This is a genomic window from Microbacterium dextranolyticum (assembly GCF_016907295.1).
In the GTDB taxonomy this organism is placed as follows: Bacteria; Actinomycetota; Actinomycetes; order Actinomycetales; family Microbacteriaceae; genus Microbacterium; species Microbacterium dextranolyticum.
In genome coordinates this window covers 2,917,249-2,933,390 of record NZ_JAFBBR010000001.1, presented here as the reverse complement: position 1 = coordinate 2,933,390, position 16,142 = coordinate 2,917,249, and the positions used below count along the sequence as shown (strand labels likewise).

The following is a 16,142-nucleotide window of genomic DNA, read 5'->3' as shown; positions in this document are numbered from 1 at the left end:
GTTCGATTAGCGTGGGGGAATGGTCAACTATCGCTACCTCGGCAACAGCGGATTCAAGATCTCGGAGATCACCTACGGCAACTGGGTGACCCATGCGTCTCAGGTCGGTGATGAGGCCGCCATCGCCACCGTGCACAAGGCGCTCGACCTCGGCATCACCACCTTCGACACGGCGGATGCCTACGCGAACACCGCGGCAGAGGTCGTGCTCGCCAAGGCACTGCAGGGTCAGCAGCGTGAGAACCTCGAGATCTTCACGAAGGTCTACTGGCCCATCGGCAAGAAGGGCCCGAACGACACCGGGCTCTCGCGCAAGCACATCATGGACGGCATCCACGGGTCGCTCCGCCGCCTCGAGGTCGACTACGTCGATCTGTACCAGGCGCACCGCTACGACTACGAGACCCCGCTCGAAGAGACGATGCAGGCCTTCGCCGACATCGTCCGCCAGGGCAAGGCCCTCTACATCGGTGTGAGCGAGTGGACCGCCGAGCAGCTGCGCGACGGCGCCGCTCTCGCGAAGGAGCTCGGCTTCCAGCTGGTCTCGAACCAGCCGCAGTACTCCGCGCTGTGGCGTGTCATCGAAGCGAAGGTCATCCCCACCTCGCAGGAGCTCGGCATTTCGCAGATCGTGTGGTCGCCGATGGCGCAGGGCGTGCTCACCGGAAAGTACCTCCCCGGTCAGCCTGTGCCCGACGGCTCGCGTGCGACCGACGAGAAGAGCGGTGCGAACTTCATCAAGCGGTTCCTCCGCGATGAAGTCCTCGACGCCGTGCAGAAGCTGAAGCCGATCGCGGACGAAGCCGGCATCACCGTGCCGCAGCTCTCGCTCGCCTGGGTGCTGCACAACCCGAACATCGCCGCGGCCCTCGTCGGCGCCTCGCGGCCCGAGCAGCTCGAGGACACGGTCAAGGCATCCGACATCACCCTTGACGACGCGACCTACGCCGCCGTCAACGAGGCGCTGCGCGGTGTCGCGGTCACCGACCCGCAGGAGACGTACTCGGTCTCACCCGCCACCCGCGTGGGCTGATCCCCGCCGACCGTGCGTGCGACGAGCGCCGGCATCCTGCTGTACCGGAGGGATCCGGCTGGCGTGGTGTCGGTGCTCGTCGCACATATGGGCGGTCCTTTCTGGGCGCGTAAGGACGCGGTGGCGTGGTCGATCCCCAAGGGTGAGTTCGACCCGGACGCCGAGATGGCTCGCGCCGCCGCCGTGCGGGAGTTTCGTGAGGAGCTCGGTCTCGATCCGCCCGCTCTCGATGCTCGGGAATTGGGGACGTTCGCCTACTCGTCGGGCAAACAGATAACGGTGTTCGTCGCCGACGGCGCAGGGTTCGATGCGTCAGGCGCGGTCTTCGGGTCGTTCGAGATGGAGTGGCCGCCGCGCTCGGGTCGCCGGGCGGAGTTCCCCGAGGTGGACCGGGTCGAATGGATGCCGGTCGAGACCGCCCGCCCGCGGCTGGTCGCCGGTCAGCGACCTGCGCTGGACGCGCTCGCCGCGCGTCTCGCCGGCGGCTGACCTCGAGCAGTGCGCTCCGGGCGATCGCCCGACCCGGGCCAGCGCGTCGTCGCCGTGCGGCCGAGGCTCGGGTCAGCGCTTCTTCGCCGGTGCGGCCGAGGCTGGGCTCAGCGCTTCTTCGCCGGTGCGGCCGACACGTCGAGCACGGGGTGAAGTCCGCCGAGCGACGACCAGGCGCTCGCCGTGCCCTTCGCTGCGTGCTCGGCGCCGCGCACGGCGCGCTCATCGGCCCACTCGTTGAGCACGTGACCCCGGTGTCCGCGCACGTGCTCGAGCACGACGTCCGGCAGCCCGGCATCGCGTCGCGCATCGCGGGCGGCGATCAACAGTTCGAGCAGGTCGCGGTTCTTCGTCGGCGCCCCGGTCGAGGTCTTCCAGCCGCGGCGGCGATGGGCATCCATCCACGACGCGTAGGTGTCGATCGCGTACTTCGAGTCGGCCTGGACGACGAGGCGTTCCACGGTCGGGTGGTCTTCGATCGCCTTCAGCAGGCCCATGAGCTCGCCGATGTTGTTGGTGCCGACGGGGATCGCGCCCGCCGCCCACTGGCCGTCCTCGCCGACCCACGACCAGCCGGTCGGTCCGGGGTTGCCCTTGCAGGCGCCGTCGGTGGCCACGGTGTAGGTCTCGGTCGAGGATGTCACCGTACGACGGTACCCGAGCGGGCGTGTGCGGCCTGCGCGAACTCCGCAGGATTCGCCGAACTCCGCACCTGATCGAGGGATGCCATGCGGAGTTCATCACTTCGTGCGGAGTTCGTCGTGCCGGAGCGACACGGGAGGGCACGAGAATGGGAGCATGACCGCCCTGCGCACCGCGCTCACCCTCGTCGGGGGTCCGACCGCGATCCTCGATTACGCCGGCATCCGTCTGCTCACCGATCCGACGTTCGACGCCCCCGGCGACTACCCCTCGTCGGGTCTTGCGCTGCACAAGCTCACCGGCCCCGCCCTCGGCCCCGACGAGGTCGGCGGGATCGACGTCGTGTTGCTTTCGCACGACCAGCATCCGGACAATCTGGATGCCGCGGGTCGCGCCTTTCTGCCGCACGCCGGCGTCGTGCTGTCGACGCCCGCCGCCGCCGCGCGGATCGAGGGCGTCCACGGGCTCGAGACGTGGCAGACCCGCACCATCGGGGATGTCGAGGTCACAGCCGTTCCCGCACTGCACGGCCCGGAGGGGGCGGAGGAGCTCTCCGGGCCCGTCACCGGATTCGTGCTGCGCGCGCCGGAGCAGCCCGTCGTGTACGTGTCGGGCGACAACGCCTCATCGGCTCTCGTCGCCGAGATCGTCGATCGGATCGGGGCCATCGACGTCGCCGTGCTGTTCACCGGTGCCGCCAACGTCGGGCGTTTCGGCGACAGCGACCTGACGCTCAATGCGCGCACGGCGGTCGAGGCCGCACGCGCGCTGGGCAGTGCGCTCATCGTGCCGATCCACGCCGAAGGCTGGCACCACTTCACCGAGACGCGGGAGCGGCTGGCACGGGAGTTCGCCTATGCGGGTCTCGGTGACAGGCTGCGCGTCCCGACGGCGGGGGTGCCACTGCCACTCTGAGTACGACGACTCCGGCGGGGTGCGGTGTCAGACGCCGCGCAGGCCGTCGGTGCGCTCGAAGATGAGGCTCGTGTTGGTGGCCGCGACGATCGAATGCGTCGAGAGGTGGTCGGAGACGAACGACCGCAGATCCGCGGTGTCGCGCCCGCGGAAGTGGATGACGAAGTCCTCGGCGCCGGCGACGTAGAAGTACTGCGCGACATCGGGATGCGTGCGCAGCTCGTCGGCGAAGCGCGCCATCTGCGCGCGCGCACCGGGCCGGATGCGCACCGCGACCAGCGCTTCGGTGCGGTAGCCGAGCGCGGCGGGGTCGACGTCGATCGTGAAGCGGCGGATCGCGCCGCGCGACACGAGCCGCGCGATGCGCGCGTGGACCGTCGATGCGGCAAGACCGAGCGTCGTCGCGAGGCGACCGAGCGGCTGCCGCGCGTCGGACGTCAGCTCGTCGATGAGTCGGAGGTCGGTGGCATCCACCGAATCGTTCGCGCTCTCAGTCCTCATGGGCCGATTCTAGATCGATGCGGGATAGCATTCCCGCCGAATCTTCAGGGCGTCTTGCCGCGCTCCGCTTCGGCTGACATCGTGATCGCGCCGCACCGCTCCACCTCGCCTCATGTCCGCCCGTCCTCGCCGCGGACCGATTCCAAGGAGTCCCACCCATGATCATCGGAGTCCCCGCAGAGATCAAAGACAGCGAACGCCGCGTCGGTATGACCCCGACCGGCGTCGACGAGCTCGTCGCGCGCGGGCATCGCGTGCTCGTGCAGCGCGGGGCGGGTGAGGGGTCGGGGTTCTCCGATGAGGCGTACGTCGCGGCGGGAGCCGATCTGGGTGCCGACGCCGCGGACGTCTGGAGCGCGGCCGACCTGCTCGTGAAGGTCAAAGAGCCGATCGCGCCCGAGTACGCCTTTCTTCGCCGCGACCTGACGCTGTTCACCTATCTGCACCTGGCGGCCGATCGCGAGCTCACCCGTGCGCTGCAGGATGCCGGGACCACCGCGATCGCGTACGAGACCGTGCAGCTGCCCGACCGTTCGCTACCGCTGCTCGCGCCGATGAGCGAGATCGCCGGACGGCTGTCGGTGCAGGTCGGCGCCCAGCAGCTGCTGGGCCCTGCGGGCGGGCGAGGCATCCTGCTCGGCGGTGTTCCGGGAACGCCGCGGGGGCGCGTCGTCGTCATCGGCGGCGGGGTCGCGGGCACCCACGCGGCGCAGATGGCGGTGGGGCTCGGCGCGCACGTGACGATCGTGGATGTCTCGATCCCGCGGCTGCGCGTGCTCGACGAGCAGTTCGGGGGCCGCGTGGACACGCGCGTCTCGTCGCGTTCGGTCATCTCGGACCTCGTCGCCGACGCCGACCTGGTGATCGGATCGGTTCTCATCCCCGGCGCCGCCGCGCCCAAGCTCGTCACGCTCGACATGGTCGCGCGGATGCGCGCCGGCTCGGTGCTCGTGGATATCGCCGTCGACCAGGGCGGATGCTTCGAGGGCACGCACGCCACGACCCACACCGACCCGACGTACCGCGTGCACGACGCGATGTACTACGCCGTCGCCAACATGCCCGGCGCGGTGCCGCTCACCTCGACCCTGGCGCTCACCAACGCGACCCTGCGCTACACGATCGCACTCGCCGAGCACGGGGTGGATGCCGCGCTCGCCGCCGACCCGTCGCTGGCCGCCGGACTGTCGATCCGCGGAGGCGAGATCGTCGACACCCGCATCCTCGGCTGACTCGTCGCCGGGGCTCCTGGCCGGGGCCCTCGTTCGGCCGATCGGAGGCGCCGATCTGCGGGTCGCGGGCCGTGGCATCCGCGATTCGGCGCCTCTGAACCGGGTGCGCCGGGGTGGCTTCCCAGAGGCGCGGATGCCAGGGCGATGCGCCCGACGTCGGTACGCCCCGGCTGAATCCAGAATTGCACCTCTGTATACGCATGAGTGAAATGAAGGAAGATGATGGCGCTAAATTAGGATTTGTGTATACAATGGCGGCACCGAAGGAGGTGTCATGCGAGCCAGCGAGCAGGCGTACCGCACGCTCCTCGACGAGATCCAGTCCGGTGCGCTGCCGCCGGGCACCGTTCTCGGCGAGGTCGAGCAATCGACCCGTCTCGGCGTGAGTCGCACGCCCCTGCGTGAAGCGCTCCGCCGGCTCATCGCCGACGGTCTCGTCGTGCAGGCATCCCCGCGTGTGACGGTCGTCAGCGACCTCGATACGGGCGACATCCGCGAACTGTTCGAGGTGCGGCGCGCGCTCGAAGAATCCGCAGCCCGGCTCGCGGCGGTCCGCGGCGACCGGCACGTGTTCGCCGCGCTGGCGGACGAGCTCGTGACGGTGGATCCCGCCGCCGACCCCGACGCGTACTACACCCTCATCGGGCGGTTCGACAGCGCGGTCGATGCCGCCGTCGCGAACGACTACCTGACCGCCGCGCTCACGATCGTCCGCACCCATCTCGTGCGCGTGCGCCGCCTGGCCCGGGACAATCCCGCACGCCTCGCGGCATCCGTCGCGGAGCACCGCCTGATCGCATCGGCCCTCGCCGTGGGTGACGGCGACCTCGCCGCCCACGCGACGCACGTCCACCTGCACAACGCCCTCACCGCCATCCTCGCCTCGCTCGGCGAGGCGGACGACGACCCCGCATCCGCGGCCGGGCGCTCGCCCGTCCTCGCCTTGACCGCCCTCGAAAGGACTCCCGCATGACCGTGCTGCACCACGTCCGCGTCCACCGCTCCGACGAGAATCTCGCGCGCGAGAACCAGCTCGCCCACCGGATCGCCGGGGTCGCCGCCGACCCCGTGGCGGTCGAACCCGACGTTGTCGAGATGATCGTCAACCGGGTGATCGACAACGCGTCGGTGGCCGCGGCATCCCTCACCCGAGGCCCGGTCGTCGCCGCCCGCGCGCAGGCGCTCGACCACCCCGTCTCGCGCGGCGGGAACGGCGCGACCGTCTTCGGCGAGTCGAACGAGACCGTCACCAGCCCCGAGTGGGCCGCCTGGGCGAACGGCGTGGCCGTGCGCGAGCTCGACTACCACGACACGTTCCTCGCCGCCGAGTACTCGCACCCCGGCGACAACATCCCGCCGATCCTCGCCGTCGCCCAGCACGTCGGCGCCGACGGCGCCGCGCTCGTGCGCGGCATCGCGACGGGGTACGAGATCCAGATGGATCTCGTGCGCGCGATCAGCCTGCACCGGCACAAGATCGACCACGTCGCCCATCTCGGTCCGTCCGCGGCGGCCGGCATCGGCACGCTGCTCGGCCTCGACGCCGACACGATCGCGCAGGCGGTCGCGCAGGCTCTGCACACGACGACCGCGACGCGGCAGTCCCGGAAGGGCGAGATCTCGACGTGGAAGGCGCACGCCCCCGCCTTCGCGGGCAAGATGGCGGTCGAGGCCGTCGACCGTGCGATGCGCGGCCAGACCTCGCCGTCGCCGATCTACGAGGGTGAAGACGGCGTCGTCGCGTGGCTGCTCGACGGCCCGGATGCCTCATACGACGTGCCGCTGCCGGCCGCGGGCGAGCCCAAGCGCGCGATCCTCGACTCGTACACGAAGGAGCACTCCGCCGAGTATCAGGCGCAGGCGTGGATCGACCTGGCCCGCAGGCTCCACGGCGCCCATCCCGAGCTCGCCGACCCGGCGAACGTCGAGGGCATCGTGCTGCACACGAGCCACCACACGCACTACGTGATCGGCTCGGGCGCGAACGATCCGCAGAAGTACGATCCGAAGGCATCCCGCGAGACCCTCGACCACTCGATCCCGTACATCTTCACCGTCGCGCTGCAGGACGGCGGCTGGCACCACGTGGATTCGTACCTTCCCGCACGCGCGGCCCGAGCGGACACCGTGGCTCTGTGGCAGAAGATCACGACCGCCGAAGATGCCGAGTGGACGCGCCGCTACCACTCCGAGGACCCGGACGAGAAGGCCTTCGGCGGGCGCGTCGAGATCCGCCTCGCCGACGGCTCCACGATCGTCGACGAGATCGCCGTCGCCGATGCGCACCCGCTGGGGGCCCGGCCCTTCGCCCGCGCCGACTACGTCGCCAAGTTCCGCCTGCTCGCGGAGCCCGTACTCGAGCCCGTCGAGATCGAGCGCTTCCTCGCGCTCGCTGAGCGGCTGCCCGAGCTGAGCGCGGATGAGGTGCGAGAGCTCGATATCGTCGCCGCGGCGGGGGTCCTGGCATCCGTTCCCTCCCCGAAGGGGCTCTTCTGATGCTGTACGCACACACTCCCGCCGCCGAGAAGCGGCGCCTGCTACGCGAGCGCCTCGCGAGCGGCGAGCTCGTGCGGTTTCCGGGCGCGTTCAACCCGCTGTCGGCGCGGTTGATCGAGCAGAGAGGCTTCGAGGGGGTCTACATCTCGGGCGCCGTGATCAGCGCCGACCTCGGGCTGCCCGACATCGGCCTGACGACCCTCACCGAGGTCGCCGGGCGCGGACAGCAGATCGCCCGCGTGACGGAGCTGCCCGCGATCATCGATGCCGACACCGGCTTCGGTGAGCCGATGAACGTCGCCCGCACGATCCAGACGCTGGAGGACGCGGGACTCGCCGGCGCTCATATCGAAGACCAGGTCAACCCCAAGCGCTGCGGCCACCTCGACGGCAAGCAGGTCGTCGACGAGGGCACGGCGCTCACGCGCATCCGCGCCGCCGTCGACGCCCGCCGTGACCCGAACTTCCTCGTGATGGCGCGCACCGACATCCGCGCTCTGCAGGAGGGGAAGGCGGGTCTGGATGCCGCGATCGACCGCGCCAAGGCGCTCGTCGACGCGGGGGCCGACGCGATCTTCCCCGAGGCGATGCGCGACCTCGCCGAGTTCGAAGCGGTCGCCGAGGCAGTGGACGTGCCGATCCTCGCCAACATGACCGAGTTCGGCAAGAGCGAGCTGTTCTCGGTCGACCAGTTGCGGGATGCCGGTGTGCAGATCGTCATCTGGCCGGTCTCGCTCCTGCGGATGGCGATGGGCGTGGCATCCCGCGCTCTCGATACGCTGAACGAGGTCGGGCACCTCACCGGGCAGCTCGACCGGATGCAGCACCGCGCCGATCTGTACGACCTGCTCGACTACGAGGCGTACAGCCACTTCGATTCGAACGTCTTCACGTTCCAGATCACCCGCTGACCGTGTCCCACTTGATGCCGACCATGTCCCACATTCGGTCGCATCCGGGGCCTCGAAACGACAGAAATCGGGACACGGTCGCTGGCGCGACCGGCCTCGCATGCGCAAAGGAGCAGTCATGACCGATCAGGACATCCACAAGGGTCTCGCCGGCGTCATCGCCGATGTGACCGCCATCAGCAAGGTCGACCCCGAGACCAACTCTCTGCTGTACCGCGGGTACCCCGTGCACGAGCTGGCTGCGACGCAGCCGGCCGAGGCCGTCGCGTACCTGCTGTGGAACGGCGAGCTGCCCACCGCCGACCAGCTCGACGCGCTGCGGGCGGACGAGCGTTCGCATCGCGCGCTCGCCGACGACGTGCGCGCCGTCATCGACCTGACCCCGCTCGATGCCCATCCGATGGACGAGGTGCGCTCGGCGATCAGCGTCCTCGGTGCCCGCGACCTCGCCGGCACCGGCTCGGTGCTCGACGCCGGCGGCACCCCCGAAGAGAATCTCGCACGCAGCATCCACCTCTTCGCGGCTCTTCCCGCCATCGTCGCCTACGGACAGCGCCGCCGCCGCGGCCAAGACCTCATCCCGCCGAGGGACGACCTCGACTACGCCGCCAACTTCCTCTGGATGACGTTCGGCGAAGAGGTCGACCCGGTCGTCGTGGATGCCTTCAACCGCTCGATGATCCTGTATGCCGAGCACTCGTTCAACGCGTCGACCTTCACCGCCCGCGTGATCACGTCGACGCTCAGCGACCTGTACTCTGCCGTCGTCGGTGCGATCGGTGCGCTGAAAGGGCCGCTGCACGGCGGCGCCAACGAGGCGGTGCTGCACATCTTCGACGAGATCGGTGACGCCGACAACGTCGTTCCGTGGCTCGAGGATGCCCTCGCGCACAAGCGCAAGATCATGGGCTTCGGTCACCGCGTGTACAAGCGCGGCGATTCGCGCGTGCCGACGATGAAGGCTGCGCTGGACAGCCTCGTCGAGCACTACGACCGCCCCGACGTCGAAGCGCTGTACGCGACGCTCGAGCGCGAGTTCGTCGAGCGCAAGGGCATCTACCCGAACCTCGACTACCCCTCGGGGCCCGCGTACAGCCTGATGGGCTTCGACACCCTCACCTTCACGCCGCTGTTCGTCGCGGCGCGCATCGTCGGCTGGACGGCGCACATCATGGAGCAGGGGGCATCGAACGCGCTCATCCGGCCGCTGTCGGCGTACGGCGGGCCCGATGAGCGGCACATCGCGGGCTTCGTCGACGAGGCGGGCACGGCCACGATCTCGCTGCGGGCCGCTGAAGCGGAGGGCTGAACGCGCGCGGGCAGCAGCGCCCCGCGGGCTGGCCGAGCCCTCCTGGGCTGGCCCGCGCGAGGGCTGTACTCCGCAGATTGTCACGTACTCCGCACCGTCTGCTCAGATCTGGTGCGGAGTACGTGTGATTCTGCGGAGTACGTGGTGGTGGCATCCTCTGCGGAGTCTTGGTCCGCAGCGAACAGGTCTCCACGGGGATCGCGGCACCGACATTCCCCCGCGGGCGTCGGAGGGAGAGGATGGATGCCATGAGCACCGCCGCCCGTACCGCCGTCATCGTCGACGCCGTCCGCACCCCGTCGGGTCGCGGCAAGCCTGGAGGGGCGCTCAGCGGCATCCACCCCGTCGATCTCGCGGCGCACGTGCTGCGGGCGACGATCGAGCGCAACGGCCTGGAGTCGACGCAGATCGACGACGTGCTGCTCGGATGCGTGAGCCAGGTCGGCGAGCAGACCCTCAACATCGCGCGGCAGGCGGTGCTCGCGGCGGGCTTCGACGAGAGCGTTCCCGGTGCCACGATCGATCGGCAGTGCGGATCGAGCCAGCAGGCCGCGCACTTCGCCGCGCAGGGCGTGATGGCCGGGCAATACGACATCGTGATCGCCGGCGGCGTCGAATCGATGAGTCGGGTGCCCCTGGGCGTCGCCTCGGCGGTGGCCGGTTCGCCATTCTCACCCGGCCTGCGGGCCCGCTATCCCGAGGGGCTGGTGAACCAGGGTGTGTCGGCGGAGCTCGTCGCCCAGCGCTGGGGTCTGTCGCGCGACGCGCTCGACGCCTACGCGGCGCAGTCGCATCGCCGTGCCGGTGCGGCGGGAGAGGACGACCGCTTCGCGGGGCAGATCGTGCCGGTGCAGACGGATGCCGGTGAGCTCGACTCCGACGAGACGGTGCGGCCCGGCACGACCGCGGCAGGTCTCGCCGGCCTTGCCCCGGCATTCCACACGGAGGAGCTCGCGGCGCGGTTCCCCGAGATCGACTGGCGGATCACGGCGGGGAACTCCTCGCCGCTGACCGACGGGGCATCCGCCGTGCTCATCATGAGCGAGGAACGTGCGCGCGCGTTGGGTCTCACGCCGCGGGCGCGGTTCCACGCGTTCGCGGTCGCCGGCGACGACCCGCTCATGATGCTGACCGGGATCATCCCGGCGACCCGTCGCATCCTCGAGCGCAGCGGTCTCGGGATCGACGACCTCGACGCGTATGAGGTGAACGAGGCGTTCGCGTCGGTACCGCTTGCCTGGGCGGCCGAGTTCGGTGCGGATGCCGCGAAGCTCAACCCGTGGGGCGGGGCCATCGCCCTCGGACACGCTCTCGGATCGAGCGGCACGCGTCTGCTCGGCACCCTGCTCGCCCATCTCGAGGCGACGGGGGGACGGTTCGGCCTGCAGACGATGTGCGAGGGCGGCGGCATGGCGAACGCGACGATCATCGAGCGGCTGTAACGGGTGCGGCGGGGCGGCGGCGCCCCTCTTTGCGGGGCGCGGGCGGGGTAGGCACGCGGCCCATACCCCCCCCGAGAAACCACGTTCGTGTCGAGGAACACACGCATTCTTGGTTTCTCGTAGCAGCGATGGTTTCTCGCGCGGGTGGGTGCGCGCGCGCCGAACTCCTGGAAACCCGTGTTCGTGTCGAGAAACACGTCCGTGCGTGGCATCTCGGAGCAGGGATGGTCTCTCGAGGGACCGACGCCTCGAATGCATTCGGGGCCCGGGCTCCGTAGGAGTGCCCGAGCCCCGCGGCCCCCCTACGCGCGGCCCACCCGGAGCGTCACGATCTCGAACGGACGCAACCGTAGGACGGCGCCGTCCACGTCTATGTCCACATCGACGAGGGCGGTCTGCGGCGCCTTCCGCTCGAGCAGGTCGGTCTGCGTGACGGATGCCGTGGCAAAGCCGAGCGCGACGCGGGCGGATGCCCGGCGCCCGAGCGCCTCGTACAGCCGCACCACGACGTCGCCGCTGCCGTCCTCCGCGAGCTTCACCGCCTCGACGACCACCCCGGGGTGGTCGATGCTCACGAGCGGGGCGATCTCGGCGACGGCGGCGTCGACCACCCGCACGGGGAGGTTCGCACGGTAGCCCTCGCGGACGGCCGTCTCGACGTCGGCGCCGACCGCGACGCCGACGTGCAGGCGGTGTACCCCCTGATCCTGTGTGGGATCGGGGAAGAGCGCGCCTCGCACGAGCGACAGTCGGGCGACGGTCGTGGTGCCGCCCCCGTCCCGCGCCTGACGTGTGATGTCGTGACCATAGGTGGAATCGTTGACGATCGCGACACCGAAGTCGGGCTCGGCGACCCGCACCCAGCGGTGGGCGACGGTCTCGAAGCGCGCGGCATCCCACGATGTGTTCGTGTGGATCGGCCGCTCGATGTGGCCGAACTGGATCTCGGATGCCGCGGTGTGCGTGTGGATATCGAGGGGGAACGCGAACTTCAACAGCTTCTGCTGCTCGTGCCAGTCGATGTCGAGGTCGAAGGAGAGCACCCGCGATCCCTCCTCCAGACGGATGCGCTCGGTGAGCTGTGACGAGCCGAAGGCGCGCGTCACGACGATCGCATCGCCCTCGACGGCGATCGAATCGACGCTGTCGAGATCGGTCACGTGGTGGCGGTAGTGCGCATCGATGTCCCAGGCATCCCACTGCGTCGGGGTGTCGCGGTGCAGCTGCGGCAGGCCGAACGCGGCTCCGGGGGCGACGGCGTCGCGACCGGTGGCGATGTCGACCAGCGAGGTCACGAGGCCCCGGGCATCGACGTGGGCGCGGACGATCCCGTTCTTGAGCACCCACCCGTCACCCTCCGGCACGGGGGCGACGGCCGCCGGAACCGTTGCGACGGCGGCGCCCAGCGCGGGCGCCCCGGCCCGTGCGTGCGGTGCGGCGTTCACCGCGAGCCGGTGCGCGCCGTTGCCCGCGAGAGCGGAGAGGCTCTCGGCGATGATCTCCTCGAGCTCGCGCGCCACGGCGGCGTAGTTGCGCTCCGCGTCGCGGTGCACCCAGGCGATGGATGAGCCGGGCAGGATGTCGTGGAATTGCTGCAGCAGCACGGTCTGCCAGATGCGGGCGAGCCGTTCGTCGGGGTAGGGGGCGCCCACCCGCACGGCCGCCGTTGTCGCCCACAGCTCGGCCTCGCGCAGCAGGTGCTCGCTGCGCCGGTTGCCCTGCTTGGTGGGCAGCTGGCTCGTGTAGGTGCCGCGGTGGAACTCGAGGTAGAGCTCCCCGGCCCACACCTCGGGGTCGGGGTACTCCGCCTCGGCGGTCGTGAAGAACCTCTGCGGCGTGGAGTGGAGCGTGCGCGGCGAGCCTTCCAGGGACTCGGCTCGGGCGATCGCCGCCGTCATCTCGCGCGTGGGTCCACCCCCACCGTCGCCGAAGCCGTAGGGCAGAAGCGACATCGTGCCGCGGCCCTTGTCGGCGAAGTTGCGCTCGGCGTGGGCGAGATCGGCGGAGGACACCTCCGAGTTGTACTTGTCCACGGGCGGGAAGTGCGTGAACAGGCGGGTGCCGTCGATCCCCTCCCACTGGAAAGTGTGATGCGGCATCCGGTTCGTCTCGTTCCATGAGATCTTCTGCGTCAGGAACCAGCGGGCGCCGGCCGCCTTCGCGATCTGCGGGAGCGCGCCCGTGTAACCGAACGAGTCGGGCAGCCACACCTCGGGAGTGTCGATGCCGAACTCGCGCTGGAAGAACCCCTTGCCGTGCACGAACTGGCGCGCGAGTGCCTCGCCGCCGGGCATGTTCGTGTCGGATTCGACCCACATGCTGCCCACCGGGATGAACCGGCCCTCCCGCACCCGCTCGACGATGCGGGCGTACAGGTCGGGGTAGTGCTGCTTCACCCAGGCGAACTGCTGGGCCGACGAGCTTGCGAACACGAAGTCGGGGTCCTCGTCCATGAGGGACAGCACGTTCGAGAACGTGCGCGCCACCTTGCGCGCCGTCTCGCGCACCGGCCACAGCCACGCCGAGTCGATGTGCGCGTGACCGACGGCGTGCAGCGTGTGGGCGCTCGCGTAGGCGGGCCGTGCGAGCAGCGGCGCGAGCACGGCGCGACCGGCAGCGGCGGTGCCGGATACGTCGTCGGGGTCGACCGCGTCGATCATCGCCTCGAGGCCCGCGAGGATCTCCGCACGGCGCGGGCTCGTGGCATCCAACTGGTCCGCCAGTCCTCGCAGCGCGATCGTGTCGGCGCGCAGCGCCGCCACCTCGAGATCGCGCAGGGCCACATCGACCTGGCGCAGCCGATAGATGTGCTCGGCGCCGGCCGTCGCCGGGTCGCCCAGAGGGGTCGGCTCGAAGGTGAAGAGACTTCCGACGTCGGGGTTGGATGCCGCCTCGACGAAGACGTCGATGCGCCCCTTGCCGTCGATCGCCTCCGTCACGGCGTTGTTGAAGGGGGCGATGCCGCGCAGCGGGCGGCCGTCCGAGCTCCACACCATCGCCTCGCTCTGGAAGCCGACCTGGCCGCTCGTGAAACCGAGGTCGACGACGAGCTCGGCGCGTGTCGCGGCGGGAAGAGCGCCACCGGCATCCCGCCACGCCGTCGGCACCTCGCCGCGCACGCGCAGCCACGTCGTGCCCCACGGCCTGCCCCACGCGCGCCCGGTGGCGAACGGCGTGAACTCGGCCGCGCTCGCCTCGGCGAACGGCACGGGTTCGCCGGGCGCCTCCCACATCTCGATCTCGAGAGGCGCCGTGGCGCGGTGGAGGTTCGCGGAGAGCCGCTCGCGGATGAAACGGTCGATGCGCAGCTCGGCGAGAGCGCTGCGGTCATGCATGGGGAGGTCCTTTCCGGACGGAGGAGGGGAGGAGAGGGGGGGCTCAGCCTTTGACGCCGCCGGCGAGGGCGAACGAGCTGCCCGTCAGGCGCTGCATCAGCAGGTAGAGCACGAGGATGGGGACGGAGTAGACCATCGCGAAGGCGGCCAGCTGGCCGTACGCGACGGCGCCGTGGTTGCCGAAGAACTGGAAGATCGCGACGGATGCCGGCATCTTCTCCGCGGTGAACAGCAGCACGAACGGGACGAAGAAGTTCCCCCACGCCTGCGTGAACACGAAGATGAAGACGACACCGATGCCTGGCCGCATCAGCGGCAGCACGATCTGCGCCAGGGCCCGCATCGGCGAGGCGCCGTCGACCCAGGCCGCTTCTTCGAGCGAGACAGGCACCGAGTCCATGAAGTTCTTGAGCATCCAGATCGCCATGGGGAGCGATGTCGCCGCCATGAACAGCACGACCCCGAGCAGGGAGTCGAGCAGCTTCAGCTGCACGAACATCGCGTACACCGGAACCATCAGCGCGGTGATCGGCAGGCAGGATCCGAACAGCACGCTGTAGAGGAAGCCCCGCTGGAAGCGCATGTTGAAGCGCGACAGCGGATACGCCGCGAGGATGCCCACGACGACCGTCAGAGCGGCGGTGCCGAAGGAGATGATCGCCGAGTTCCACAGCGGCAGGAACGACTGGTTGAACGTCAGCACCTGCGCGAAGTTGTCGAACGTCACGCCGCTGGGCACCGACATCGATACGGTGGCGGCCGGGTTGACCGAGGACAGCACGATCCACGCGATCGGTACGACGAAGACGACGCCGAGGACGACGAGGATGATGTTCGCCAGCCAGCGTCCACGCCTGCGGACGGGGGAGTCGACGGTCAGGGCATTCATGACACCGGTGCTCATGACTCCACCTCTGGCTTGAGGATCTTGATGTAGAGGGCGGCGAAAACTGCGCCGAGCACGATCGTGACCGCGGCGATCGCGGTGCCGTAGCCGACCTGCGCGAACTTGAACGCCTCCTGGTAGGCGAGTACCGGCAGGGTCGAGCTGCGGGTGCCGGGGCCGCCGCCGGTCATGACCCAGATGAGGCCGAACGTGCCGACCGTCTGCAGGGTCGTGAGCATCAGGTTCGTCGCGATCGACCGGCGGATCATCGGCAGCGTGATGAGGAAGAACCGCTGCACCGAGTTCGTGCCGTCGATTTGGGCGGCCTCGCTGATCTCGGGCGGCACCTCGGCGAGGGCCGCGTTGTAGACGAGCATCGAGAAGGCGGTGCCGCGCCAGATGTTGGCGAGGATCACGGCGAGCATCGGGTAGTCGATCAGCCAGCTCACGCTGCCGAGGCCCAGAGCGTTCAGCGTGTTGTTGAGCGTGCCGTCGGAGGAGAAGAAGGCGTACAGCGCGAAGGCGGCGACGATCTCCGGCAGCACCCACGAGATGACCACGAGCGTGCTGACGACGGTGGACAGCGCCTTCGACCCCGCGCGGGTCAGGACGGCGAGGGCCATGCCGAGCACGTTCTGGCCGACGATTGCCGAGAAGAAGACGAAGGAGAGCGTGAGGCCCACCGAGCCCCAGAATGCGGGGTCGGAGAAGAGCGACACGTAGTTGTCGAAGCCGACGAACTGGGGCTTGGCGGCGCGGTAGCCGGTGAGGGCCGCGTTGGTCAGCGAGCCCCAGAGCGCGAACACCATCGGGCCGACGAGGAAGATCACCAGCAGGATGGTCGCCGGCACCAGGGGAGTGGAGCGGGAGAGGGAACGGAGGGTGCCGCCCCGCCTCCGCTCGGCCCCGGTGGGGGCCGAGCGGAGGGGCGACGATGCGGTCGTCGACATG

14 protein-coding genes are annotated in these 16,142 nt (G+C 69.8%); 9 read left to right on the top strand and 5 right to left on the bottom strand.

Annotation, left to right across the window (positions count from 1 at the left end; genetic code table 11):
* The first annotated feature begins 19 nt into the window (after positions 1–19).
* Both JOE64_RS13375 and JOE64_RS13370 read left to right on the top strand, forming a co-directional pair.
* Positions 20–1,033, top strand: a complete 1,014-nt coding sequence (locus JOE64_RS13375) for an aldo/keto reductase family protein (protein WP_204964699.1) — start codon at positions 20–22, stop codon at positions 1,031–1,033.
* Positions 1,034–1,045: 12 nt separating this feature from the next.
* Positions 1,046–1,522, top strand: a complete 477-nt coding sequence (locus JOE64_RS13370; protein WP_204964698.1) for an NUDIX hydrolase — start codon at positions 1,046–1,048, stop codon at positions 1,520–1,522.
* A gap of 107 nt (positions 1,523–1,629) precedes the next feature.
* Here the strand turns inward: JOE64_RS13370 and JOE64_RS13365 are convergent, their stop codons facing one another.
* Positions 1,630–2,166 (bottom strand): ribonuclease H family protein, encoded by a 537-nt coding sequence (locus JOE64_RS13365; protein ID WP_271202490.1) that lies wholly within the window; start codon positions 2,164–2,166, stop codon positions 1,630–1,632.
* Between the two features lie 154 nt (positions 2,167–2,320).
* On the opposite strand from JOE64_RS13365, the gene JOE64_RS13360 reads away from it, so the two are divergent.
* Positions 2,321–3,079, top strand: coding sequence for an MBL fold metallo-hydrolase (locus JOE64_RS13360; protein WP_204964697.1), 759 nt, complete (start codon positions 2,321–2,323; stop codon positions 3,077–3,079).
* Between the two features lie 27 nt (positions 3,080–3,106).
* Here the strand turns inward: JOE64_RS13360 and JOE64_RS13355 are convergent, their stop codons facing one another.
* Positions 3,107–3,580: an Lrp/AsnC family transcriptional regulator gene (locus JOE64_RS13355; RefSeq protein WP_239531778.1), complete on the bottom strand. Its 474-nt coding sequence runs from the start codon at positions 3,578–3,580 to the stop codon at positions 3,107–3,109.
* A 158-nt stretch (positions 3,581–3,738) separates the two neighbouring features.
* On the opposite strand from JOE64_RS13355, the gene ald reads away from it, so the two are divergent.
* The 6 genes from ald (at position 3,739) to JOE64_RS13325 (ending at position 10,970) form a co-directional block, all read left to right on the top strand.
* Entirely contained in the window at positions 3,739–4,812 is a 1,074-nt protein-coding gene (gene ald / locus JOE64_RS13350; protein WP_204964696.1) for an alanine dehydrogenase, read from the top strand.
* Positions 4,813–5,086: 274 nt separating this feature from the next.
* Complete coding sequence (locus tag JOE64_RS13345) at positions 5,087–5,785, top strand: GntR family transcriptional regulator (protein ID WP_204964695.1); 699 nt, start codon at positions 5,087–5,089, stop codon at positions 5,783–5,785.
* Positions 5,782–7,308 carry an MmgE/PrpD family protein gene (locus tag JOE64_RS13340; RefSeq protein ID WP_204964694.1) on the top strand — a complete coding sequence of 509 codons (1,527 nt, stop codon included), beginning with the start codon at positions 5,782–5,784 and terminating at the stop codon, positions 7,306–7,308. The genes JOE64_RS13345 and JOE64_RS13340 overlap by 4 nt, the downstream gene beginning before the upstream one ends.
* Positions 7,308–8,219, top strand: a complete 912-nt coding sequence (prpB, locus tag JOE64_RS13335) for a methylisocitrate lyase (RefSeq protein WP_204964693.1) — start codon at positions 7,308–7,310, stop codon at positions 8,217–8,219. Before JOE64_RS13340 ends, prpB begins: the two co-directional genes overlap by 1 nt.
* Before the next feature lie 118 nt (positions 8,220–8,337).
* Positions 8,338–9,528 carry a bifunctional 2-methylcitrate synthase/citrate synthase gene (locus tag JOE64_RS13330; RefSeq protein ID WP_204964692.1) on the top strand — a complete coding sequence of 397 codons (1,191 nt, stop codon included), beginning with the start codon at positions 8,338–8,340 and terminating at the stop codon, positions 9,526–9,528.
* 248 nt (positions 9,529–9,776) lie between these two features.
* Positions 9,777–10,970 (top strand): thiolase family protein, encoded by a 1,194-nt coding sequence (locus JOE64_RS13325; RefSeq protein ID WP_204964691.1) that lies wholly within the window; start codon positions 9,777–9,779, stop codon positions 10,968–10,970.
* A 302-nt stretch (positions 10,971–11,272) separates the two neighbouring features.
* Here the strand turns inward: JOE64_RS13325 and JOE64_RS13320 are convergent, their stop codons facing one another.
* From JOE64_RS13320 to JOE64_RS13310, 3 genes are read right to left on the bottom strand one after another with little or no spacing between them, the layout of a single operon-like run.
* Positions 11,273–14,305 carry an alpha-mannosidase gene (locus JOE64_RS13320; protein WP_204964690.1) on the bottom strand — a complete coding sequence of 1,011 codons (3,033 nt, stop codon included), beginning with the start codon at positions 14,303–14,305 and terminating at the stop codon, positions 11,273–11,275.
* A 43-nt stretch (positions 14,306–14,348) separates the two neighbouring features.
* The gene (locus JOE64_RS13315; protein WP_204964689.1) at positions 14,349–15,209 is read right to left on the bottom strand and encodes a carbohydrate ABC transporter permease; all 861 of its coding nucleotides are present in this window, start codon (positions 15,207–15,209) and stop codon (positions 14,349–14,351) included.
* Positions 15,206–16,141, bottom strand: coding sequence for a carbohydrate ABC transporter permease (locus JOE64_RS13310; protein WP_204964688.1), 936 nt, complete (start codon positions 16,139–16,141; stop codon positions 15,206–15,208). The genes JOE64_RS13315 and JOE64_RS13310 overlap by 4 nt, the downstream gene beginning before the upstream one ends.
* Position 16,142: the final 1 nt, after the last annotated feature.